The 24,190-nt window shown below is 33.2% G+C and carries 19 protein-coding genes and 2 pseudogenes; 9 read left to right on the forward strand and 12 right to left on the reverse strand.

Annotated elements, in window-relative coordinates; genetic code table 11:
* Both N4A45_12115 and N4A45_12120 read right to left on the reverse strand, forming a co-directional pair.
* Positions 1 to 288 carry an antibiotic biosynthesis monooxygenase gene (locus N4A45_12115; GenBank protein ID MCT4665966.1) on the reverse strand — a complete coding sequence of 96 codons (288 nt, stop codon included), beginning with the start codon at positions 286 to 288 and terminating at the stop codon, positions 1 to 3.
* The gene (locus tag N4A45_12120; GenBank protein ID MCT4665967.1) at positions 278 to 1,150 is read right to left on the reverse strand and encodes an SAM-dependent chlorinase/fluorinase; all 873 of its coding nucleotides are present in this window, start codon (positions 1,148 to 1,150) and stop codon (positions 278 to 280) included. The genes N4A45_12115 and N4A45_12120 overlap by 11 nt, the downstream gene beginning before the upstream one ends.
* A 117-nt stretch (positions 1,151 to 1,267) precedes the next feature.
* Between N4A45_12120 and N4A45_12125 the strand changes: the two genes are divergently transcribed.
* From N4A45_12125 to N4A45_12160, 8 genes and pseudogenes are all read left to right on the forward strand, one after another.
* Positions 1,268 to 2,215, forward strand: coding sequence for a PhoH family protein (locus N4A45_12125; GenBank protein MCT4665968.1), 948 nt, complete (start codon positions 1,268 to 1,270; stop codon positions 2,213 to 2,215).
* Positions 2,199 to 3,140, forward strand: a complete 942-nt coding sequence (locus N4A45_12130; protein MCT4665969.1) for a phosphoribosylaminoimidazolesuccinocarboxamide synthase — start codon at positions 2,199 to 2,201, stop codon at positions 3,138 to 3,140. The genes N4A45_12125 and N4A45_12130 overlap by 17 nt, the downstream gene beginning before the upstream one ends.
* Positions 3,141 to 3,310: 170 nt before the next feature.
* Positions 3,311 to 4,825 (forward strand): annotated as a pseudogene (locus N4A45_12135) (M4 family metallopeptidase).
* A pseudogene (locus N4A45_12140) lies at positions 4,802 to 5,056 on the forward strand (PKD domain-containing protein). The pseudogenes N4A45_12135 and N4A45_12140 overlap by 24 nt, the downstream one beginning before the upstream one ends.
* 210 nt (positions 5,057 to 5,266) lie before the next feature.
* Positions 5,267 to 10,984 carry a PKD domain-containing protein gene (locus N4A45_12145; protein MCT4665970.1) on the forward strand — a complete coding sequence of 1,906 codons (5,718 nt, stop codon included), beginning with the start codon at positions 5,267 to 5,269 and terminating at the stop codon, positions 10,982 to 10,984.
* Positions 10,985 to 11,158: 174 nt separating this feature from the next.
* Positions 11,159 to 12,949, forward strand: coding sequence for a translational GTPase TypA (gene typA / locus N4A45_12150; GenBank protein ID MCT4665971.1), 1,791 nt, complete (start codon positions 11,159 to 11,161; stop codon positions 12,947 to 12,949).
* Positions 12,950 to 13,099: 150 nt separating this feature from the next.
* On the forward strand, positions 13,100 to 13,984 hold the full coding sequence (locus N4A45_12155; protein ID MCT4665972.1) for a universal stress protein: 885 nt from the start codon (positions 13,100 to 13,102) through the stop codon (positions 13,982 to 13,984).
* A gap of 10 nt (positions 13,985 to 13,994) precedes the next feature.
* On the forward strand, positions 13,995 to 14,750 hold the full coding sequence (locus N4A45_12160) for a hypothetical protein (GenBank protein MCT4665973.1): 756 nt from the start codon (positions 13,995 to 13,997) through the stop codon (positions 14,748 to 14,750).
* 85 nt (positions 14,751 to 14,835) lie between these two features.
* Here the strand turns inward: N4A45_12160 and arsB are convergent, their stop codons facing one another.
* The 4 genes from arsB to N4A45_12180 form a co-directional block, all read right to left on the reverse strand.
* Positions 14,836 to 15,879, reverse strand: a complete 1,044-nt coding sequence (gene arsB / locus N4A45_12165) for an ACR3 family arsenite efflux transporter (GenBank protein MCT4665974.1) — start codon at positions 15,877 to 15,879, stop codon at positions 14,836 to 14,838.
* Positions 15,879 to 16,499: a protein-tyrosine-phosphatase gene (locus tag N4A45_12170; protein MCT4665975.1), complete on the reverse strand. Its 621-nt coding sequence runs from the start codon at positions 16,497 to 16,499 to the stop codon at positions 15,879 to 15,881. The genes arsB and N4A45_12170 overlap by 1 nt, the downstream gene beginning before the upstream one ends.
* A 15-nt stretch (positions 16,500 to 16,514) precedes the next feature.
* Complete coding sequence (locus tag N4A45_12175) at positions 16,515 to 16,979, reverse strand: DUF6428 family protein (protein ID MCT4665976.1); 465 nt, start codon at positions 16,977 to 16,979, stop codon at positions 16,515 to 16,517.
* A gap of 63 nt (positions 16,980 to 17,042) precedes the next feature.
* Positions 17,043 to 17,378 carry a metalloregulator ArsR/SmtB family transcription factor gene (locus N4A45_12180; protein MCT4665977.1) on the reverse strand — a complete coding sequence of 112 codons (336 nt, stop codon included), beginning with the start codon at positions 17,376 to 17,378 and terminating at the stop codon, positions 17,043 to 17,045.
* Between the two features lie 230 nt (positions 17,379 to 17,608).
* Here N4A45_12180 and N4A45_12185 point away from each other — a divergent pair, with 230 nt between their 5' ends.
* The gene (locus N4A45_12185) at positions 17,609 to 18,628 is read left to right on the forward strand and encodes an acid ceramidase family protein (GenBank protein ID MCT4665978.1); all 1,020 of its coding nucleotides are present in this window, start codon (positions 17,609 to 17,611) and stop codon (positions 18,626 to 18,628) included.
* A 79-nt stretch (positions 18,629 to 18,707) separates the two neighbouring features.
* Here N4A45_12185 and N4A45_12190 read toward each other — a convergent pair whose 3' ends face one another.
* The 6 genes from N4A45_12190 to N4A45_12215 form a co-directional block, all read right to left on the reverse strand.
* Entirely contained in the window at positions 18,708 to 19,181 is a 474-nt protein-coding gene (locus N4A45_12190; GenBank protein MCT4665979.1) for an SRPBCC family protein, read from the reverse strand.
* 169 nt (positions 19,182 to 19,350) lie between these two features.
* Complete coding sequence (locus N4A45_12195; GenBank protein ID MCT4665980.1) at positions 19,351 to 19,680, reverse strand: hypothetical protein; 330 nt, start codon at positions 19,678 to 19,680, stop codon at positions 19,351 to 19,353.
* A 336-nt stretch (positions 19,681 to 20,016) separates the two neighbouring features.
* Positions 20,017 to 20,733 carry a hypothetical protein gene (locus N4A45_12200; protein MCT4665981.1) on the reverse strand — a complete coding sequence of 239 codons (717 nt, stop codon included), beginning with the start codon at positions 20,731 to 20,733 and terminating at the stop codon, positions 20,017 to 20,019.
* Positions 20,734 to 21,109: 376 nt separating this feature from the next.
* On the reverse strand, positions 21,110 to 22,759 hold the full coding sequence (locus tag N4A45_12205) for a beta-lactamase family protein (GenBank protein ID MCT4665982.1): 1,650 nt from the start codon (positions 22,757 to 22,759) through the stop codon (positions 21,110 to 21,112).
* A gap of 475 nt (positions 22,760 to 23,234) precedes the next feature.
* Positions 23,235 to 23,534, reverse strand: coding sequence for a type II toxin-antitoxin system RelE/ParE family toxin (locus tag N4A45_12210; GenBank protein MCT4665983.1), 300 nt, complete (start codon positions 23,532 to 23,534; stop codon positions 23,235 to 23,237).
* Positions 23,531 to 23,785, reverse strand: a complete 255-nt coding sequence (locus tag N4A45_12215; protein ID MCT4665984.1) for a type II toxin-antitoxin system ParD family antitoxin — start codon at positions 23,783 to 23,785, stop codon at positions 23,531 to 23,533. The genes N4A45_12210 and N4A45_12215 overlap by 4 nt, the downstream gene beginning before the upstream one ends.
* Between the last annotated feature and the right edge of the window lie 405 nt (positions 23,786 to 24,190).

The following is a 24,190-nucleotide window of genomic DNA, read 5'->3' on the forward strand; positions in this document are numbered from 1 at the left end:
TTAGTTACAAATTTCAGTGGACCATGCTTCTGCTTTAGCAAAGAACATAGTTTTTACTTGAGGCCAAATTTCGCCAAATAAAGCGGAATTTCTATAAGCATTGAGCGCTTCTTCGTTTTCCCATTGGCTAATGGTGAAAAATACCCCAGGATGATGAAGGTCTTCAGTCATTTTTACCCCATGACATCCAGGGTTTTGTTGTATCAAACTATTTTTCTTCAAAAATATTTGACGAAACGCTTCTCTGTGCTCAGTTTTAATACTCAGCTTTACTATTCTAGTAATCATAAAAATTGATTTGAACGGAATCTCCATATTTTAATCCCAAAATAAGTGCCGCACCCCCTATAAGGTTTGCGTCATGGCGTGATATTGCAATTTCCAAGTAATCTGATGAGTTGAAAATAGCAATAACATCTCCTTCCTGTTTTGGATTTTGGCTGTAGGAGTGATTTATTTCAGCCAATTCTGTTGTAAGTTTTCTTCCTTGTAATCTATTAGATCTTGCCGCCCCTTTTTTAAAGGAGGTGATTGAAAAAGATCGCCCGCTTCGGCAGGATTCAAAATAGGGTTTTTTGATATTGAGAATCACATTTCCCATACGATCGATGTAAATTACATTTGCAATAAGTTGTCTTCCTTTGTTTGTAAAACTTGCAGTTAGTGGTTTTTTGTGAACCAATTCTCCACCTAAATGCCCAATAACTTCAAAAGTTCCACCTTTTGAAAGGTGGGTTGCTGCAGTTACAAAAATATCTTTTGCGGGGAACACTACATGATGAAAATCCATGATTCTATCAATAGAAAGTGTAGTGAGAAATTCAAATTTTTCTGTCTCCATCATCATGGAGAAAATACCGTTATTGGGACCTACAAAATAATGTCCTAAGTATTTGAAGGCAATATGATTAACTTTTTCTGTTTTCTCTGAGTCAATATCCACTAAATGCACGCTGCCTTTAGGAAAATGATGAAAAGCATTTGAAAGGATATAGGCTGCTTCATGAATTTGAAAAGGATTGATTTCATGTGAGATATCAATTATTTGAGCGTTAGGATTTTGCTGTATTATTTTAGCTTTCAGAACAGCCAAGAAATGATCTTTGGTTCCATAATCAGTCGTTAGCGTAATGACACTATTTTTATTCAAATCCTAAGGGTTTTATAAACGAAATTTCTCTACAATTTAGTAATTTGCAAACGATTTCCTTCAAAAGGAATTTTTTGGAAAAAACAAGAACGAAATTACAAAAAAAAAAATTAGCAGTTGATAGAAAAGAAAATCTTGCTTGAAGATATTGAACCCATTGTGATTTATGGAGCCAATAATGCAAAAATTGATTTCATTAAAACCTATTTCCCAAAATTGAAAATATTCTCAAGAGGAAATGTGATTACCTGTCAAGGAGAAGATAGTGTTATTGAGGTTTTTGAAGGGAAAATTCATAGAATGATCAAACACTATAAAAGATATAATTCTCTTACAGAAAATCAGATAGAGCGTTTGATAACAGATGATGGCGACGATATCCTTGTGGCAGACGATATGGTTTTGGTACATTCGAGAGGTAAGAAGATAAAAGCTCGAACCGCTAACCAAAGAAGGATGGTGGAAGCGAGTAAGAAAAATGATCTTATTTTTGCGATAGGACCTGCAGGAACAGGGAAAACCTATACGGCTGTTGCTATTGCTGTCAATGCTTTAAAACACAAAACGGTTCGGAAAATAATTCTTACACGACCCGCTGTTGAGGCTGGAGAAAATCTTGGATTTCTACCAGGAGATATGAAAGAAAAACTCGATCCTTATATGCAACCGCTTTATGACGCTTTGCATGATATGTTTTCTGGAGAAGCCTTAGAAAGGTATATTAATGATCGAGTGATAGAAATTGCTCCACTAGCTTTTATGCGAGGAAGAACCCTTGATAACGCCTTTGTTATCTTAGATGAGGCACAGAACTCAACACCCCAGCAAATGAAAATGTTTTTGACAAGAATGGGGAAAAATGCCAAATTCATTGTTACGGGGGATATTTCTCAAATAGATTTACCAAAAAGACAAAAATCAGGTCTAAAAGCCTCAATGGATATTTTGAATGATATCCCAGGAATTTCACAAATATTCCTAAATGAAAATGATGTTGTAAGACATCCTTTAGTTAAGAAAATTATAAAAGCCTACAACAATAAAGAAGATGAAAGCACTCACTAGCCATACTTTCGAGTTCAAGAATCAAACGAATTTTTACCGTGGTAAAGTTCGTGATGTCTATAGCCTAGATAATGATCAAGTGATCATGATTGCATCAGATAGATTATCGGCATTTGATGTAGTAATGCCCAAGGGAATTCCTTTTAAAGGACAAATTCTTAATCAAATTGCCAGTAAATTCTTAAAAATGACAGAAGAGGTCTGTCCTAATTGGTTAATGGATAATCCTGATCCTAATATCAGTGTAGGTACAGCTTGTACCGTTTTTAAGGTAGAAATGGTCATCAGAGGATATTTAGCAGGACATGCCTGGAGAGAATACAAAGCAGGGAAGAGGATTCTTTGTGGGGTAGCGCTTCCAGAAGGTTTGAAAGAAAATGATCGATTACCAAATCCAATTATTACACCTTCAACTAAAGCAGATAACGGTGAACATGATATGGATATTTCTAGAGAAGAAATTCTTTCTCAAGGGATTGTGTCTGAAGAGGATTATTTGATTCTAGAAGATTATACCCGTAGATTGTTCCAAAAAGGAACAGAATACGCACAGTCAAGAGGGCTTATTTTGGTAGATACAAAATATGAATTTGGGAAAGATAAAGAAGGAACAATTCGTCTGATAGATGAAATTCATACCCCAGATTCTTCAAGATATTTTTATGCCGAAGGGTATGATGAAAGACAAAACCAGAATGAAAAACAAAAACAACTCTCTAAAGAATTTGTTCGCCAGTGGTTAATAGAGAATGGTTTTCAAGGAAAAACAGGGCAGGAAATTCCTGAAATGAACGACGCTAAGATAGAAGAAATTTCCAATCGCTATATTGAGCTTTATGAACAACTCATGGGAGAAAATTTTGTAAAAGCAGATGTTGAAGATATTCAAGGAAGAATCTTGAAAAATATGAAAATGTATTTATAAAATACTTTTGTTTTAAAATATTATTTAAGGAGTGTGATTTGGTTCATGCTCCTTTTTTTGTTAAAATCATTTTTTTATAAAACTTTTCACAAAACTATGTTATGTTCTCCTTATATTTGTAATTGAATTAATTATAATCGATTATGAGGAAAATAAGCATACAGAGCTTTATGGTTACGGCTTTGTTTTTTGTGTTAAGTACATCGTATTTAACCGCTCAGAGTAAGGAAATACACCAAAAGTGTGACTTGACGGCTCTAAATAGCGAAAAAGAAAGTTTTGATTGGTTCATAAAAAACAATCAAATAGAAAACCGCTTAACTTGGAAATTAAAAAAAGAAAAAGAAGATAAGTTAGGCTTTATCCACAAAAAATACCACCAGACTTATAAAGAATATACGGTAATAGGGAGTGAAATAATTTTTCATTACAATACAAGAGGACTATATTTAGTAAATGGGAATCTAGAAGATATAAAAAAAACCGAGAATAAGATTTCTTTAAGTTCTGATGAAGCTTTGCATATCGCAATGAGAAAATATCCATCAGATCAATATCAATGGGAATGTAATGAACAAATCCCACCAACTATGCCAGAATTGGTGGTGTATCCAAAAGGAGATGGTCAATACTTTTATGCTTATAAAATAGATCTTTATTCTGTTAGTCCTTTATTTAGATATCATATCTTTATAGATGCAGAGGACGGGAGCGATTTAGGAAAGCATGATCAAATAATGCATACAGATGTAAATGGTTCTGGAACGACTTTATATAGTGGTGTTAAAAATTTCACTACAGATTCTGTGTCACCTGGGAATTACAGATTGCGTTCTTCTTTAGGTGGAGGAACCCGCACATGGGATATGAACCAAACAACAACAACACAGCAAGATTTTACAGATGCGGATAATTATTGGTCTGTTATCAGTAATCAAGATAAAGCAGCAAGAGATGTTCATTACGGAGTAGAGAAAACCTATAATTATTTTTACTCTAAACATAACCATAGCTCTTATGATGATAATAACAGTTTAATTAATTCTAGAGTACATTATGATGTAGATTTTAACAATGCATTCTGGGATGGAACACAACTTACATTTGGAGATGGAGATGGAATCAATTTAAATCCGCTTGTAACAGTTGATGTTGTTGGTCATGAATTTAGCCACGGAGTAATACAACATACCGCCAATCTGATTTACCAAAATGAATCGGGAGCATTAAATGAATCTTTCGCTGATATTTTTGGAGTATGTGTAGATTATTTTGCAGATTCAGCATCTGCAAACTATTTGATCGGTGAGCAGATTTTTATAGGATCTGGTGCTTTAAGAAATATGTCAAACCCAAACCAGTATGGAGATCCAGATACTTATCAAGGAACAAATTGGTTTACAGGTTCTGCTGATAATGGTGGTGTTCACACAAATTCAGGAGTACAAAATTTTTGGTTCTACCTTCTTGTAAATGGAGGAACAGGTATGAATGATAACGGAAATGCCTATAATATTTCTGGAATAGGAATGCAAAAAGCCGCAGCCATTGCTTATAGAAATTTAAGTGTTTACCTTACTACATCTTCAAACTATGCAGCGGCTAGAGCAGGATCTATTCAATCTGCAATAGATCTTTACGGAGCTTGTTCTCAAGAGGTAATGTCTGTTACAAATGCATGGTATGCTGTGGGAGTAGGAACGCTTTTCTCTAATGCAGTTACGGCATCATTCTCTGCCAATAATACTTATTCTTGTAGTACTCCTTTTACTGTTTCATTTACAAATAGTAGTTTAAATGCCGTTTCTTACTTATGGAGTTTTGGTGACGGAACAACTTCTACATTAATTAACCCTACACACACTTACACTTCTGCTGGAGTTTATGATGTGCAGTTAATTGTGAATGGATCTGGTACCTGTGGAGCATCAGCGGATACTTTATTGATTGATGATTTAATAGAAGTACAAAATTTAGGATCACTTGTGAGTACAACTTGTAATCCAAATATTTCATTTCCATCGCAATATGGTGTTCATTATTTTAAGTTTGATTCATTAATAGATAATCAAAATACATCAAACATCTATTTGGACAAAACTTGTGACTATAATGAGTTTTTTACAATGGGAGTTCCTTATAATTTAAGAATAAGAAATAACAGTTACTTTACGTATAAAAAGATATGGATTGATTATGATAATTCTGGAAGTTTTTCTGATGATGAAAAAGTTTTTAGTATTTATGGAAATACGCCAAATCAAGGAGTTAATGTCATTTTAAACCATTCGAATCCAAATTATTCAAATTGGTTAAGAATGCGTGTGTTGAGTACAAATTCTAGTTTAGATACATCTTGTTTATCAGTATCCTATGGGCAATATAGAGATTATCGAATTAAATTATTGCCAAATACAAACCCACCAATAGCTGGTTTTAACTTAAATAACACAAATGTGTCAACAGGTACGGCGGTGACGTTTAATAATGTCTCGCAGAATTTACCAACCTCTTATCAATGGTCCTTCCCTGGAGGAACGCCAGCAACGAGTACTGCTTTCCAGCCAAGTGTAACATACAATAGTCCTGGACAATATAATGTCCAGCTTATCGTATCAAATTCTTATGGGACGGATACTTTATCTATTCCAAACTATGTACAAGCATCTAGTGTGTATACTTTGTGTTCTGACGATTCTACAAATTCTCCTGTAGGAACTCTTTTTGATCAAGGTGGACCAACAGGAAACTATTCAAATTACACAAATTGTAACTTTTTGATCAACCCAGGATGTGCAAACTCAGTAACACTTTCATTTTCATCTTTTGATATGGAATCATGTTGTGATTACTTTAGGGTTTATGATGGTATTGATGCAACAGGTACCTTATTACTTAGTGCAAATGGAACAACAATTCCTTCATCCGTTACAGCAAATAGCGGATCGATGTTTATACGTTTTACTTCAGATTATTCTGGAGTAGGAGATGGTTTTGAAGTAAACTGGACTTCTGTAGTTCCTTCAACGAACCCGACGGCTAATTTTGTTGTATCAGATACGCTTCCGCCTTACAACACTCCAGTACAATTTACAGATAACTCTAGTGCTTTAGTCAATAGTTGGCTATGGGATTTTGGAGATGGAACAACTTCTATGTTGGAAAATCCGACGAAAAGTTATACCTCTAGTGGTCTTAAAAATGTTAGATTGATTGTGGATAATTGTTTTTCTACAGATACGATGTTTCACAACGTTTATGTGCAGCAAACACCAGAGATTAATATCCAACCCGATACCCTTAATGCGGTATTTTCTTGTACAGGAACTTGGTCAGATTCTGTATTGATTTCCAATAATGGAACAGGAGATTTAGTATTAAATACAGATGGAGGTGACTTAGAAAAAGTTCGATTTTTTGTTGGTGGTGTTAGTTCTACAGAAAGAACGAATGTGAATGCCATTATGGATACCTTATTGCCAGCAGGAGTTGATTATGACACCACATATACATTGACAACTTCAAGTTTACAAGATGTTGATCTCTTAATTATCGGAGAAGCTACACTTTCGAATTTTACCTTGAATTCTTATTCTGCGACACTCCAAAACTATGTGAACAATGGGGGGCAGGTTATCCATTTAGGGAATAGAAATTACAGAATGAATGCTTTAGGTTTGTTTAATTCATTATCTTATTCTACAACAAGTGGAGCAAGTGTTCAATTATTAGGAAATCACCCTATTGTAACAAATATGGGCTCAAACTATTTATCTTTAGCTAATCTTACTTATGCTAATAATATTTCGAATACTGGTTACGAGTCATTTGCAAATTACGGTGGACGTTCTGTTGCGGGTGTAAGATCTATAGGAACAGGAAATGTTTATTATTTAGGATATGATTACTATACATTAAATAGTAGTGCAAGAAAGCTGATGAGTATTACAGTTCATCACATCCTTCAGAATAATAATTTTAATGCTTCTTTCACAAGTTCTTTATCTAGTGATACGATTGCACCTTCAGATTCTATTTATTTGAGTTTAGCACTCGATTCCAATTCTCAGAATTTACTTACAGGAGTTTATTTAGACTCTATTCTGATAAATTCTAATGATTCATTGAACGCTAGTTCATACGTGTATATTAGTTATGAGATAACAGGAGCTCCACAAATAGAACATGTATCTTCTATAAATTTTGATACAATTCAACAAGGGAATAGCTCTTATGATACCTTGGTAATAGAAAACCTTGGATGTGACACCTTAGTTATAGATTCAATGGTGTTCTCAAATATTGCCTTTGGCTCAAGTCTAAATTCAGTAACGATATTGCCTTATTCTTCGGATACAGCAATTCTTACTTTTTCTACAGCAAATGTGGGAGTCTTTAATGATTCTGTTACTATTTATAATAATGATATGAATTCTGTTGTTTATCTGAATGGAGTAAGCACTGGAGCTCCAATTATTTCATTTAACCCAACAAGTATTGTTGATACAGTTTTTGGATGTAATGATTCTATCATCGTACCAGTAACCGTTTATAACACAGGTTTAGGTTCTCTTGAGTCAACGGTGGATATTTTTTCTAATACAGGTTTAGGAAATGGTAATGGAACAGGATTTTTTGAAGGATTTGAGAATTTTAATACTCAAGGATGGCTCAATAATTCTATCAATCATTATCAGGTGAGTACCAGTATTGCAGCCTCAGGAAGTAAATCTTTAAAATTATTGGCATCTAGTGCAGGAATCAATTCTAATCCTTTATTAAAAAACTTTAGTTCACCTATGGATGTTGACTATATAAGTTTTAAAATGAAGGGGAACAGTACCAGTTCAGGACTTACAAACTATATTAGTTTTAGAAATGCATCAGGTCAAGAAGTGATTGCCGTTTCAAAAACTTCTAACAAGTATAGAGTTTTTGGAAATTCTACTTATAACTTCTCACCAGCAAACCATACGGATTGGATTCATTTTGAAATAAAAAACATTAACTATACAACTCGCAAGATGGATGTATATATTGATGGCGTGTTGATTTATGTAAATCTAGGGTTTTGGTCAGGGAACTATAGTACACAAGGAATTCAAAGAATCCATATAGGGAGACACAGTTCTTCAGATCACAGTTATTTAGATGATGTTTCTCTTGGAAGTGGTGTACCTGTAGATTGGGCAACAGCATCTGTGGATTCTATCTACGTTCCAGCAAATGATTCTACAACATTCAATGTGGTTCTCAATGGGTCTGGATTGTCTAATGGAACGTATGACGCAAATGTAGTTTTTGGAACTAATATTGTTCAAAATCCAAGTGATTCTCTACCTATTTCTTTTACGGTAATAGGAGAAGCAGAACCTACCACAAATATTACTTGTGTTAATTTCCCAAGTACTCCTCAGGGAACTACTTTAGTAGATTCATTCTACCTTTATAATACAGGTTGTGCAGACTTAACCGTAAACTCTTTGCAAACTCAATTGTCTGTTTTTGGTGTAACCATCAGTAATGCAACAATTCCTGCGAATGACTCGGCAAAAGTAATGGTACAGTTTTCACCATTGGTAATGGGGACATTTACGGATACGCTATCAATCATTAATTCTATAGATACACAAAAAATCTGTTTAAGTGGACTCGCAACAGGAGCACCAGACATCGATATAAATCCATCAACGGTGACACAAACTGTTTCGGGTTGTGTAGATTCTGTTCAAGTAGGATTCTGGGTTTACAATAATGGAAACGATACTTTATTCTATGGAAATAATACCAATAACAGCTTCTCTGAAGACTTTGAGAACTTAAACTACTCTACAGGATTCTTTGAGTTTGGCTACGGAGTGTATCCTAACGGAAGTTGTGGTTTCCATACAGGAACGAAAGGGCTTACCTACTCAGGAAGTGGAACAAGAAGAGTAAGAAGTAAATTATTTATTCCAAATGCAGGGGATTCTATAACTTTCTATTATAAAGCAGCTACAATAGGTTCTTGTAATGATCCTGAATCAGGAGAGTATTTACGAGTTGAATACCAGTTGAACGGTACCGGTACTTGGAATTTCCTTGCTAATGCTAATAATTTTAATGGATTGTTTAATTACTTTGCAGAAGAAATCCCAGCAGCTTTAGTAGGTAATTCTATCAAAATAAGAATTAGACAAACCACACATAGTGGATCTTCTTATGATGTATGGACCATTGATGATTTTGCGATTTCAAGTGGAGCAAATTCTTTTGCCAACTACCTCGTTCAAGGTGATTCTACCTACATTACACAATGGATATTGACTTCTGGGTTAACCAATGGGCAATACACAGGTTCTATTCCGCTTTATTCAAATGATCCTGTAACGCCTTATACTCCAGTTATGTTGTCGTTTAATATTGAGAATACACCTTGTGCATCTATTTTAGATTCATTAATCACAAGCTGTTCTGGAGCTGTAGGATTTAGCGTTGATGCTGTAAATACACCTACATCATATAGTTGGGATTTTGGAGATGGTGGAACATCTACTTTAGCGAACCCAACACATAGTTATGCAAGTACGGGAGCCTATGTTACTACATTGATTGCTTGTAATAATTTTGGATGCGATACCGTGAGTACAAGTATACTTGTTAATTCAGTTTATGGTCCTGGTCCTGCAAACTGTACACCATCCACATTCTATAACTATACAAACTATGATATCGCTTCTGTGAACTTAGGAAATATATCGAAAACTACAGCGGGAACAGGTTCTAATGCTTATCATGATTACACCTGTTCAGATTCAACCACTTTATACCTTGGAGATACTTACACATTACAAGTTACAACCACATCCAATTATGCTGATTATTTCAAGGCTTGGATAGATTATAACGGAAATGGAGTTTTTGATATCTCAGAGCAAATTGGCTCTCAAACTAATGGGAATGGATCTTATAATGTGACCTTTATTGTTCCAAATAATTTGACAGAACAAGAGGTAAGATTAAGAGTCTATGTTGATGATAATAATATTTCGGGTCCTTGTGACAATATCTATTATGGAGAAATTGAGGACTATACCATAATCCTTAAAGAGAAAATACTCTTACCAGTAGCCTCTTTTAGTGCTGCGGAAATTGATAAGTGTGGAGGAATATTTACGTTCACCGATAATTCGGTAAATAATCCTACATCTTGGTTATGGAATTTTGGAGATGGAACAACTTCTATTTTGCAAAATCCAACTCACCAATTTAGTACTTCTGGAATCCAGAATATTAGCTTAATTTCTACAAATTCTTATGGTTCAGATACCGTTCAGCAAAGTATTGTATCTAGAATAGCTGAAGCAGATATCCAACTATTATCACCACTGGGGCTTCAATCGCCAATGCAGTTTAGCAATAGTACCACTGGAGTCTCTACTTATGAATGGAGTTTTGGAGATGGAAATACTTCATCATTAGCAACGCCAGTACATCATTTCCAAAATCCTCAAGTGTATTATGTAACCCTCACTGTAACAAATACACATGGATGTAAAGCTACAGATATTGATACTATTGACCTAACGCCATTTATTGGTTTAGATGAACTTGAGAAAGAAGTATCGATTTCTCCTAATCCAGCAAATGATTATATCTTTATCAAAAACACGAGCGATCAAAAAGTAGAAAATGTAGAAATATATTCTTCTATTGGTCAGTTGATGAAAAAAGAAATGATCTTATCAGATGAAAAAGAAATCAAACTCGATTTGACAGAACTTCCAAAAGGAGTATATCACCTGAAAATAAACTTTAAAGATCAACTTCCAGTAACTCATAAAATGGTGAAAGGAAGAGAATAAATCATAAAGTATTTTTTTAAAAAAGCTTGATACCGATAAAGTATCAAGCTTTTTTTTTGATTAAAATAGGCCATAAACATTAAAAACTAGAAAATAAGTCTTTTCTTAATAGAATAATTTGCCATACAATAGTTTGTTCTTATTATATTTGCCGAATTATACAGCGACAAGAAAATGAAGAACATCAAGAACATAGCGATTATCGCTCACGTTGACCATGGTAAAACAACTTTGGTAGATAAAATATTATTCCATTGCAATGAGCTCAAGGGCGAAGGTGGAGATCTAATATTAGACAACAACGACCTTGAAAGAGAGCGTGGAATCACCATTCTTTCTAAAAATGTATCCGTAGAATACAAAGGAATTAAAATCAACATTATCGATACTCCAGGCCATGCCGACTTTGGAGGAGAGGTAGAGCGTGTACTCAATATGGCTGATGGTGTACTACTTTTAGTAGATGCATTTGAAGGTCCTATGCCACAAACAAGATTCGTTTTAGGAAAAGCAATTGAGCTAGGGCTAAAACCTATTGTAGTGGTAAACAAAGTTGACAAGGAAAATTGCCGACCAGATGAAGTACATGAAATGGTTTTCGATTTAATGTTCCAACTAGGAGCTTCAGAAGATCAACTTGATTTCCCATGTGTTTATGGTTCTGCAAAACAATCTTGGATGAGTGAAGATTGGAAGAATCCGACAGAGGATATTACGCCACTTTTGGATATGGTTTTAGACCAAATTCCTTCTCCAAAAATTGAAGAAGGTTCTACCCAAATGTTAATCACTTCATTAGATTTCTCAAAGTACACAGGAAGAATTGCTGTAGGAAGACTTAAAAGAGGAGGACTTGTAACAGGACAACAAGTAAGTCTTTGCAAAAGAGATGGTTCTATAACCAAAACAAGAATCAAAGAACTTTTTGTTTTTGAAGCACTAGGAAGAGTAAAAGTAGATAAAATAGAAGCAGGAGATATTTGTGCAATTGTAGGATTAGAAGGTTTTGATATCGGAGATACTGTAGCCGATTTCGAAAATCCAGATGCTTTACCTACTATTGCCATCGATGAGCCTACAATGAGTATGCTTTTTACAATCAATGATTCTCCGTTTTTTGGAAAAGAAGGAAAATTCTTAACCTCAAGACATATCAAAGACAGATTAGAAAGTGAGCTAGAAAGAAATCTTGCCCTTAGAGTAGAGCCAGGTTTATCAGCTGATAAATTTATTGTTTATGGGCGTGGTGTACTCCATTTATCTGTTCTTATTGAAACGATGAGAAGAGAAGGGTATGAACTTCAAATAGGACAACCACAGGTTCTTATAAAAGAAATAGACGGGAAAAAATGTGAGCCAATTGAAGAATTGACCATCGATATTCCAGAAACTACTTCGGGTAAAGCAATTGAAATGGTTACTTTAAGAAAAGGTGAAATGCTTTCTATGGAGCCAAAAGGAGACCGTATGCTTTTAGAGTTTGAAGTTCCTTCAAGAGGAATCATTGGGCTAAGAAATCAATTACTTACTGCATCTGCTGGAGAGGCAATTATGAATCACCGTTTTAAGCATTATGCACCCGTAAAAGGAGAAATTCCAGGGAGAATGAGTGGATCATTGATTTCTATGGAAAAAGGAACCACTTTTGCTTACTCATTAGATAAACTTCAAGACCGAGGAAAATTCTTTGTTGCTCCACAGGAAGATATTTACGAAGGACAGGTAATAGGAGAGAATTCTAGAGCGAATGATTTGGTTATTAATGTAACTAAAGCGAAGAAACTTACAAATATGCGTTCTTCAGGTGCCGATGATAAAGCTAAATTAGCACCTCCAACAGTCTTTACTTTAGAAGAAGCCTTAGAATACATCCAAAAAGATGAATATGTAGAGGTAACACCTGAATCTATTCGTCTAAGAAAAATACTCTTAACAGAGAACGCAAGAAAAAGAGCAGGTAAATAATTTGATGACAATCAAAAAAAATGCTAAATTGGGTGTTGAACTTCATTTCAAATAAAACTAAACTTATTGCTTTCATAATATTATGAAAGTAATAAGTTTGAATTTGAGTGATTACAATTTGTATTTTTGTGTCAAACAACAATTAAGAAGATGAAAGTAAAAAACAGTATGATATTAGTTCCGATAGATTTTACGGAGCAATCAATGGTCGCTTTAAAAGAGGCAGAAAATTTAGCCAAAATATCAGATTCAAAACTCACACTCATTAGTGTTATTGAAGAATCTGGATTCTTTGCCAGAGTTTTTGGAGATAAATCTCAAGATGAGGTAGATAAAATGAAGCAAGTTATTAACACAAAACTTGCTGAAATTGCTCAATCTAGTGAAGCGAAAATAGGAAATGATGTCAATGTGATTACTTCCAGAGGGAAAGTTTCTTCAAAAATAGTAGAAGCTTCTGAGATGGTAAATGCAGATTTGATTGTAATGGGTACAGAAGGAAATCCAAAGAAAATCAAAAAATTGATTGGATCTAATGCTTATAAAGTTGTTACAACGTCTAAAGTTCCTGTAATTACCATAAAAGGAGATCAACACAAAAATTGTGATGTAATTATTTTGCCTTTGGATCTTGAAAAAGAAACGAAGGAAAAAGTTTCAAATGCAATTGAATTTGCAAGAATTTATGACGCAACCATCAAGGTAGTTACTGTTATAAAATCAAACCTAGATGAAGAAGCTGCTCAAACACTAAAAAACAATTTGATGCAGGTGTATAAATTCATCCGTTCTAAAAATGTGAAATGCGATGGCGATATTTTGTATAAGGATAATAAAGCTAAAGTATCTGACGAAATATTACAATATGCACAAGATAATGAAGCTGATTTAATTATGATTATGACTCAACAAGAGTCAGACTTTACGCCTCATTTTATCGGTTCATCGGCTCAAAAAGTTATTTATCATTCAAGAATCCCTGTAATGTCTATTCGTCCAAGAGTGACAACATATTCTTATGAATTACCAAACTAATCATTTAAATATGAAATTATTTTTCACAAGCCTATTACTCGTAATAGGCTTTGTTTCTTGCACTAAAATGCCAGTCTATTACTGTTTAGACAAAAAGAATATCGATTTTTCTGATGTAAATTACTCAGGCTATGATAAAGCCCACTCACTTAGATGGCTTATTTTTGAAGATCAAGAAAACCTTCATTTATGGTTGGATACAGATAATCCAATTACCATAAGAAAAATCCTTTATGGAGGAATGAAAATTTATTTTGATCAAGAAGCTAAAAAAGGAAAGAGTAGAAAGATCATTTTTCCAATGGAAACACCCAAAAAATTTACTCAAGAAGATTTTGGAGAGAAAGTACAAGAGGTGAAGTTAGGATCTAAAGGTTTTTATGCTACTATGATAGATAATGTGCCTAAGATTGCAAGATTTGTTACTGATTCTACAGACACAGAGTATAATTACTTGTATGAGGCAAAACCTGCCAAAATAGAATTAGGAACTAAAGGAAGACTTTTGGAATATAAGGTAACTATTCCTAAAAAATCTATCGCAATAGAGCACACAAAAGCATTTTCTATAGGAATGGAAACAGGAAAATTGGATATTGAGTATCCTGATGATGCCACAACAAATCCCGCAGGAACATCTCCTGTAAATAACCAAGCTCCTGTTGTGGGTGGAGGTTTGAATAATAGACAATCAAACCTAAGAACTTACTCAGACATGGAAGCACCAATGAAAGTATGGTTTAAAGTGGAAAGAACAGAACTTTAATACCTGTTGTAAATAACATTAAAAACTCCGTTTAGATGAAATTCTTCATCTGAACGGAGTTTTGTATTTTGTACCGATTAAGGTATTATGCCTTAAAATACTTTTTCTTTAAGAATAAGGAAGCTCTTACTAAGATAATTAGGGCAGGAACTTCAATAAGTGGTCCAATAACTCCTGCAAAAGCCTGTCCGGAATTGATTCCAAATACCGCAATGGCAACCGCAATCGCTAATTCAAAATTATTACCAGCAGCAGTAAATGCCACTGACGCAGTTTGATCATAAGGTGCACCCGTTTTTTTGGTCATAAAAAAACCGATGAAAAACATAAGAATAAAATAAATCATTAAAGGAATTGCTATAATAAGCACTGCCTGTGGAATCTCTATAATTGTTTCACCTTTTAGAGAAAACATAACCACAATGGTAAGCAAAAGAGCAATTAAAGTAAGAGGGCTTATCTTTGGAAGATACACCTTCTCGTACCATTCTATACCTTTAGCTTTTACCAATATTTTTCTACTCAAATATCCTAATAGGAATGGAATACCCAGATAAATCCCTACACTTAAAGCAATTTCTTGAATAGAAATATCAACTATTGCAGACTCTAGACCAAAATAGGGAGGAAGAACCGTTAGAAAAAGCCAAGCATAAAAACTATAGGTTATTACTTGAAAAACACTATTAATGGCTACTAATCCAGCACCATACTCCGTGCTTCCTTCTGCTAAGTCATTCCAAACAAGAACCATAGCAATACATCTGGCTAAGCCTATTAAAATGATCCCTACCATATATTCTGGATAGTCTCTTAGGAAAACGATCGCCAAAATAAACATCAAAATAGGGCCGATAATCCAGTTGAGAATTAAAGAAACAGAAAGTATTTTAGTGTTTTTGTACACTTTGGGAAGCAAACTATAATTTACTTTTGCCAAAGGCGGATACATCATCACAATAAGACCAAGGGCAATAGGAATATTGGTAGAGCCAATACTCATAGAGTCAATGATAGTTGCAGAATTTGGAAATAAATATCCAATTCCTACTCCAAGAATCATCGCTACAAATATCCAAAGCGTTAGATACTGGTCTATAAAATTGAGTTTTTTTGTTTGAGTTTTCATTATGAGTTAATTTTGGAGAAAAGATATTTCATTTCCGAGGCAATTTGGAGACTTCTTTCTGCGTAATGTTCCATTTCTAAAGCTGTTCCATCAGAAATTTTAGGATCTTCAAAAGGTAAACGAAAACGTTTTTTTGCACCAGGAATAAAGGGACAATTTTTGTCTGCATCAGAACATGTTGTAATCACAATGACTCCTTTATTAGGAATAGAGCTATGATCAATAGTTTTAGAAAAACCAAACAAAGCAGGAATACTTTTCCCAAAATGAATATGGAATAAAGGGTTTTCGTTTTCCTCTTTTTGCTCCAAAGAGAAACCCTGAGAATCTAAAGTCTTAATTACGCTAGGATAAATGCGTGTTTCTTCAGTTCCCGAAGAAAAACAAATCGTCTTTTTCATCTGATAATAGTATGAAATGGCTTGTGCCCAAATTTGAGCAAAATGACTTCTTCGAGAATTGTGAGTACAAACGAAATTGAATATCAAAGTCTCGTTTTCAGCTTTGGTTTCGTTTATATATTTCGCAATATTTTCTAGCTCAACTTTTCGATTCTCAGGGATCGTATCTGATTTCAGTTGAGTGATAAACGTATGAAGTGTGGAATTTAATCGGTACATAGAGTTAGGCGTGGTTTAGCAACATCCAGAAGCTGGATCGCAGGAATTGTTTTGAATTGAATCTAATTGTTTTCTTACTTTTTCAGAAGGAACTCCACATTTGTTTGGTGCGAGGCAATCTGTAAGTGTAGTTTGTAGATAGAAAACTCCATTATTAAAGCTCAAAGCATATTTTTCTATGGTATGACCTTGGTATTCTACTAAAATTTCACTGTCTGTTAGATTTAGTTTTTCTTCAGATTCTTTTATGATTCCCAAAAGCTTGGTAGGAGCAAGGCGGTGATCAAAATCATCGGCTTCCCAAAGTTGAAAATTAATTTTCTGATCTAAACGCACGGTTCCACCGCAGTCAATATATTTTTTGTCTAGCTGCCCTATTTCTGTTACATGAAAATGTGCAGGAACCAGTTTTCCGTTGGGGAGTAAAAATCTGATTTGTTCTAAATTTTCGAGGGCTTGTTTTACTTCTGATAACTTCATAGTTTTCTTTTTATTTGTTTATTGCAATATTGCGATTGATTTTGACAAAAAAACAGATTCTGTTTAACAACATTCGTTATCTGTACAAGAATTGTTTGTATCAAAAAAATACTCAAAAGCCTTGGCATACTTTTGCCAGTTCTCTTGATTGATACAATAACAAACTCTCGTTCCTTCCACTGTTCCTTGAATCAGTCCAATATTTTTGAGTTCTTTTAGGTGTTGAGAAATCGTCGCTTGGGCTAAACCAATAACATCTACCAAATCTCCACAAACACAAGCATTCAGGCTCAATAAATGCTCCAAAATAGCAATACGAGCAGGATGCCCAAGTACTTTTGCAATCTTGGCAAGTTCATTTTGTTTTTCGGTAAATATTTCACTTTTAGTGACGCCCATTTTTTTAGATTTAAAATCTTATCGCAATATTACGATAATTAAAATACAACGCATGAAAAAGATCAAATAAATGAAAAAAAATATTTGGTATACGAAGTTTCTAAACTAGAAATCTTACTGAAAATGAATTCTATTGCAGTTTAAATACCATCCATCGAAATTTACAGAGTAGGTTCAATTTTTTAAATATTTTACTGGATAAGAACACTTTTTTGTAGAAAATTTACTTTTTGAAATACTCATTAAACAATACCATCATGGAATATAAAGAGCATATCGTTAATTTAGATTTACCTCCTGCAGTGCGGTGGGAATTCTTAAAGAATCACGTAGGCAAAATCAATGATTTAATGCAATGTTATCTAGATGATTTTTTGGGTGTGGAGGATGAGTTTATCGCTAATTTACACAAATTAAAAGGTCAATTAGTTTCTAAAGATTATATAGAGGAAATAGACTTTTTGGCAAAAATAACGGGTTATTCACCGCCTGCCGTGCTTCTTCAAAACTTGTATTACGATGCCATGAAGATGTATATTGGTTGTGCTTCAGTAGCTATTGAAACTAAGGACGGTAATATGCTCCATGCACGTAATTTAGACTGGTGGTCTGATAATGATATCCTGAGCCGTTATACAGAGGTGTTTGATTTCCAAAGAAATGGAAAGACAGTTTATAAATCTGTAGCTTGGCTCGGTTATTTCGGGGTTATTTCGGGGATAAAACCCAATGCTTTTTCTGTTACTATTAATGCGGCATCTAGTCATGAGAGTTTTCAAATAGCCAAACCAGTAACTTATTTACTCCGAGAAGTTTTAGATACTTGTGAGACCTACGAAGAGGCAAAAGAAATGCTTATAAACACCAAGCTTATGAGTGATTCTATTCTCACACTAGTGGGGGCGAAAAAAGGGCAAAAAACCATCATTGAAAGAACACCTACTAAAGCTAAGGTTTTGGAAAATTCTGGAGAAGTACTTATAGCTACAAATCATTATCTCCAAATAGAAAATTTAGTAATCGATGGTCAAAAAATTCAAGAGTCATCTGAAGCTAGATATCAGGCACTAGAACAAAATCTTGATAAAAAAATACCTCAAAATCTTGAAGAATGTATGGCACTTATCCAGCAGCCCGATGTGGCTATGGAGATTACGGCACAACATATTGCTTTTGACATAAAAAGTGGTAGAATTGATTTTGTTCGTGCTCATGAAAACAGAATAAATTCTCATTTGGGAAAGAAATGACAAGGGGGGTATAGAAATGTAATTTATTATTAAAAATGAGTCTTTTGTAGAATGTGCTGTGAGGAGTTTTTTGTCTAGCTTAATTTAAAATATTTCTCCACTTATCTGATTCTGCATATTCTTTAATAGTTTGATTTCTTATTTTTAAAAATGATTTTATATATTTTTCAAGAAACAATATATCCGCAAATTTTCCTATAAGACCTAAAGGTAATTTATAGTCAAAAATATCGATCATTAGCGTTTTATTTTTAGATTCTTTAAAAATGTGCTGATGTTTGAAACTCTTAAAGATTCCCTTTTCCATTTCATCCACAAAATAATTTGGAATTTCGAGTTCAGTAATTTTGGAAGTCAAGGTTTGATAAACTCCAAAGTGTTTTGCTTTCCAAGTTACCGATTCATTTTTATTAATCAATCCAGTAGTTATACCCGCAATTGCCTTTTCATTTGTATGCTTTGTCGAAATTTTGTGAAGATCAATACTCCTTGATAAGTCAAAAACAATTTTTATAGGTGCATTAATTTCTGTTTCTAATTCTATTAGTGGCATTGTTTTTTATTTTTCTGCATATAAAAATACTTACTTTTCATGGATAATGAGCTTCAAATGAACTTGAATATATTTTGGTTTGTATTATTAGAATTAGAACAAGAGACTGCCAGATTTTCTATTTTTTTATTCTTCAATTGAGGAAACTTTGGTCTGAGGTTTATTGAGATTAGTTAGTGGGCGTAGTGTTTTTATTCATTTTATTTAACTCAGTATCTTTTTTCCAAATGAAGAATAAACCTGAAATGAAATAGAAAATTATGAGAAACCAAGTCCATTCAGTTTTTATTTTTTTCTCCAGATTTTTATAACCCCAAAGTCGGTAAATCAGATATCCGATTTGAATTAAAATCATTCCGCTTACAAATGGTGCTAAATATTCGTATCCAATAACGTTATTTGTGATCCACTTGAAAAAGTTCATATTCCAATAGGTTAATGCATCAACAAATCCGAGGATTGATGGAATTGATAATAATATTTTCGTCAGTTTCGTCATAAATTCTTGTGATTTATTGAGGTTTGATAATGTTATTTAAGTTAGCGAGGTAAAGTGTTATTGATTAGAGATTATGAGGGTGATGTATCACAATTTGTTTGTGAATAGGAAGCTTGTATTAATGAGTAATTTCATTTTTTTATGATAAATTCCTTGAGCCAAATAACAAAAGCAAAAATACTCAGAAATAACGCTCCAATATTTTTTAAAGCAAGGTTCTTCCAGTCTGTTGATAGTCTTATGTTTTCGAAAATGATTCCTAAAAGTAGCGGAATAATCATTATTGAAATCAATGATCGATTACTTTGGTTAGGTATGATTTGTTTAAGCAAATTTTTAAGGTAAAACCATTGGTCCGATTATTTTCATCCACAGTATAAACCCTGATACTCCTCCAATCAGTCCACTTAGGATAAAAGTCTTGTGTAAATTTCTTGGAATAATTTTGAAAACAATATAAATAGACACTAAAAGTCCCAATGTACCTAAGAGTATAGGAATTGTTCCTGACCCAAGGTTTAAGTAATGAGAGAGATAATATTCATCACCACTAAACCAGTTACCATTTGGTGATATTATTTCTGAACCGATTGAATACATGAGATTGAATATTTCCCTTAACCAAAACAGTCCTAGGAATATGGCTAACCAATCAATGATCATTAAGCCCTTGGTATGGATAGATTCTTTGCGAAGTAATAATATTATTAATCCTATAATTCCTGTAAGAATTGTTTGTAATGGACCACCAAGAGTTATATAAATACCATTGTTTGATTTCTTATTCCAATATCTTTTTTCTAAGATTTTTCTATATTCCTCAGATTTCTCCTTTACATCGTTAGGCCAAGTTTCATAATCGATATCCAAATAGGCTTTTGTTAAAAATTTGTAAGCTTTCAAATCTTCATCCTTTAGATAGCCTTTAGGATAATAGTTCATACTTCCGTAATGTAATCTGGTTTCGTATCCAAAATGTTTTGCAACAACTATATGCCCATATTCATGACTCACCGTCCCGATTGCTGTAAACAAAATAAAAGCAATTGTCAAAATGATGAAATATTTTATGTTAATAGTGAAGTACATTCAAATGTGTAATAAGCGGGGTCTGTACACTAACTCAATTATTGCAATTTTGGGAAGACTAATAGAGTAAACCCATTGATTTTTAAACGACTATTTTTTGTATTCAGAATATAAAAATACTTACTTTCTTTGGATAAAGGTTTTTTAAATAGTAGATGTACTTCTTAGCACCTCGTTGTGTCTTAAATGAATAGTCTCTTTTTTAATTGTTTATGATTTATGGTATGAAAGTTTGAATACAAACAAACACTCTTATATTTTTAGTCTTATTGATGTTTTCTGGACAGCTTACTAAGCTCTGTTTTTTTTTTGTGAGTATTTGAAAGATTAGTTATTGGCATTAGTTTATTTTTTTAAATAAAATATCTTTCACAGTTCCTTCAGAGGCAATCAAAAAAGAAATCACTTTCCCAGCTTTATTTCGTTTAAAGGAATACTTTGTTCTCCTATTTGCCCCAAAAGTATCTTTTACACCTTCTTTAATTTGAATGCCTTCATTATTGGGATAACTTAAAATTAGATTGTTATTTTCATTTGAAATGGAATAAGTGACATTGAGTTCGTCTGAGTAATAGTTTCCAATAAAATCATCTAAATTTTTATTAGGAGTTTTATGAAGTTTGATGCTTTCGAAGTAAAAAATCGCACCTCCGAAATCTACCAATAGATCAGCACCTGAATTTTCTTCTGTTTGAAATGTATATACAATAGAAGGGTTATCAATTCGAGCGAATGAGTTAATGCTTTTTGAAATTAAGGGTGTTGCATTTCTACCAAAACTACTTATGGCTTTTAATGTGTCATTTTCAACGAAAATTTCCATTCTTAAATCACTGTTTAACTCTTGATATATACCACTAAATTCATTTTTTTGGTTAATAGAATGTTTGTAGGCCGTTTGTTTTGTATTCTCTTCGGGAGATACTTCATCCATAAATAGATTGAGTATTTCATAGGAGATATTTACAGCATTAATGTTTTCAGAATTGGTGAAAACAATGATTGCTAAATTTTTCTTTGGGATACATATAAATTGGGAGCGCATGCCTAAGTCCCTACCACTATGGTTATATGTCTTATATCCTTTGTAAGGGGAAACAAACATTCCTCGAGCATGTTTCATAAGCTGTCCGTTGTTTAAGTTGTCTAATTCGGTTATAAACTGTGCTAAATAGAAAAAGTTATGTTTTGGATTTAAAAATATATTAGACCATTTTGATAAATCTTGAATTGTGCTTCCCATTCCACCTGCACCTATACAATGTGTTAAGGATTTGGGTTGATGATATTCACCGTTTTTTTTGTAATAAGAATATGCTCTGTTTTCAACAATATTTTCTAAGCTCTCACTGTAAAATGTCTTATGCATTTTCAATGGTTCAAAAATTTCTTTTTTTGCAAATTCCTCAATTTTCATCTTAGAAACTCTTTCAATGATTAATGCAAGCAATACATAATTTGTATTAGAATAAAGCATCTTTTCACCGGGGGAATTATTTACACCTTCTTGCTTGAACATAAGTTCTTGAATCATCTTGTTTGTATAGCCTCGATGTTTATAGTCAAAACCTTGAAGATCAAGTAGTACATTGTGATTTCGAATACCGCTTGTATGATTCAAAAGATGCTTTATTTGTATGGTTTTCTTATAGTTTGCCAACTCTGGAATATATTTTCTTACATCATCTTTAATTGATATTTTTCCTTGTTTTACCAAGATTCCAACACATGCTGAAGTGAATTGTTTTGTAATAGAAGCAAGTCCAAATATCGTGGAGTCATTAAATGGGAGTTTATACTCTAAGTTCATTACACCACGATTTTCATGATAAATGATTTCTCCATTTTTTACAATACCCACTGTTACACCTGGCTCTGATTCCGTATTCACATGAGCATTCAGAATTTTGTTGATATCCGTTTTAAAAGGCGTTTGAGAAAATGCAGTTGCACTGATAAGAATTGAAATAATGATGTGTAGGAGTTTCATATTTTTTTTAAAAATAGCGTGGATTATTTTGATGATTAATATCAATGGTTTTGTGAATGAGGGTAGTAGCTTGTAAATATGTGTAGATTTATGCTTACATCTTATTTTGTTAATTGCATAAAGTTACAAATTTTCTGTATTTACAGTATCGATTATACACCATTGTTGAACTAAACCCGTTTCATGGGAAGCTTTTATAAAAAGCATGTGAGATTCCGAAACCACCTATTTTTATGAATATTAAAGGTATGAAAAAGACCTTTGATTACTCAAAAGTCTTTCAATATTTTTTAAAATCGTCCTTTTGTAGGAATTTAATCCCAACGCTAAGTTTATCCTAAAATTTGAAAGGTTTTTCGAAACGCAAATAATGGCTTGTTTTTTTAGGTCAATCCCGATGTTTCGGGACAGGCTATTGAGCTCAAATTTTGCTCTGCGGGCAATCCGAAGACTTAGTTATTTTGCTACTGCCATTTTACTCATTCAACCACGATTCAATGTCCATTCTTTGGTGTAAAATTCGAATTATTTCGATTTCTTCTCGTTTTGAGTTAATCTTATAGAAGATGAAATGTAATTTAATTCGTGAACTGTAATACCCTTTTCTTATATCGTTATAATCTTTTCCTGATTTGGGGTTTGAGGTTAGATATTCAATTTCATTCATAATTAAATTAAAATATCTGTCAGCTTGTTCCATCGACCAAGTTTCTAAGGTGTACAGCCAAATTTTTTCAAGGTCATTTCCAGCTTCTTCACTTATTTTGTAGGTCATAATTTAGTCGAAGAATGTTTCTGATGAAGCGTTTTAAGGAAGTCTGTTTTATTAAAATCTGTTATAAATCCAGAATTTTCACCTTTCTTAAGTTCTTTTATTAATTCAGTTTTCTTTGATTCTTCGTGTTCAAACATTCTTAATGCAGCTCTAACAACTTCACTTGCGGATGTATATTTTCCCGCCTTGATTTGACTATCAATAAAATTATTGAAATAGTCACCCAATAAAATTGATGTATTTTTTGCCATTAGTAAGAATTTTACTCAAATATACCAACTATTGGTATAATGTCAAAATTTTGAGGATTTTTTTTTTGGTTGTAGCTAACGTGTTTGTATATGGTTTGTTGCACGGTTTAAGCACCTAATTTAGCAAAGAAAAACCGAATAGAAAATCCGCGAGGATTTTCGTAAGTAGTCTAGATCTAGCAATTACTTTTAGCCATTGTTGAACTAAACCCGTTTCACGGGTAACTTTTTTCCAAAAGCACTTTAAACTACAAAATTCTCTAATTTTAAGAAAGTTAAAATTACCGATTATGAAAAAAGACCTTTGATTGCTCAAAAGTCTTCTCTTTACCTTCTTAAGTCCTGAAAAATGGATTTGTATAGCCTAAACTTATTTGTCGCAAAACCCATAGTGTTTTGAAATGT

This window comes from Flavobacteriales bacterium, from assembly GCA_025210805.1.
Lineage (GTDB): Bacteria > Bacteroidota > Bacteroidia > Flavobacteriales > CAJXXR01 > JAOAQX01.

Coding starts and splice junctions, on each gene's coding strand:
- N4A45_12115 (MCT4665966.1), bottom strand. CDS start 288: ATGATTACTAGAATAGTAAAGCTGAGTATTAAAACTGAGCACAGAGAA.
- N4A45_12130 (MCT4665969.1), top strand. CDS start 2,199: ATGAAAGCACTCACTAGCCATACTTTCGAGTTCAAGAATCAAACGAAT.
- N4A45_12145 (MCT4665970.1), top strand. CDS start 5,267: ATGGGAGTTCCTTATAATTTAAGAATAAGAAATAACAGTTACTTTACG.
- typA (MCT4665971.1), top strand. CDS start 11,159: ATGAAGAACATCAAGAACATAGCGATTATCGCTCACGTTGACCATGGT.
- N4A45_12155 (MCT4665972.1), top strand. CDS start 13,100: ATGAAAGTAAAAAACAGTATGATATTAGTTCCGATAGATTTTACGGAG.
- N4A45_12160 (MCT4665973.1), top strand. CDS start 13,995: ATGAAATTATTTTTCACAAGCCTATTACTCGTAATAGGCTTTGTTTCT.
- arsB (MCT4665974.1), bottom strand. CDS start 15,879: ATGAAAACTCAAACAAAAAAACTCAATTTTATAGACCAGTATCTAACG.
- N4A45_12170 (MCT4665975.1), bottom strand. CDS start 16,499: ATGTACCGATTAAATTCCACACTTCATACGTTTATCACTCAACTGAAA.
- N4A45_12175 (MCT4665976.1), bottom strand. CDS start 16,979: ATGAAGTTATCAGAAGTAAAACAAGCCCTCGAAAATTTAGAACAAATC.
- N4A45_12180 (MCT4665977.1), bottom strand. CDS start 17,378: ATGGGCGTCACTAAAAGTGAAATATTTACCGAAAAACAAAATGAACTT.
- N4A45_12190 (MCT4665979.1), bottom strand. CDS start 19,181: ATGCCACTAATAGAATTAGAAACAGAAATTAATGCACCTATAAAAATT.
- N4A45_12195 (MCT4665980.1), bottom strand. CDS start 19,680: ATGACGAAACTGACGAAAATATTATTATCAATTCCATCAATCCTCGGA.
- N4A45_12205 (MCT4665982.1), bottom strand. CDS start 22,759: ATGAAACTCCTACACATCATTATTTCAATTCTTATCAGTGCAACTGCA.
- N4A45_12210 (MCT4665983.1), bottom strand. CDS start 23,534: ATGACCTACAAAATAAGTGAAGAAGCTGGAAATGACCTTGAAAAAATT.
- N4A45_12215 (MCT4665984.1), bottom strand. CDS start 23,785: ATGGCAAAAAATACATCAATTTTATTGGGTGACTATTTCAATAATTTT.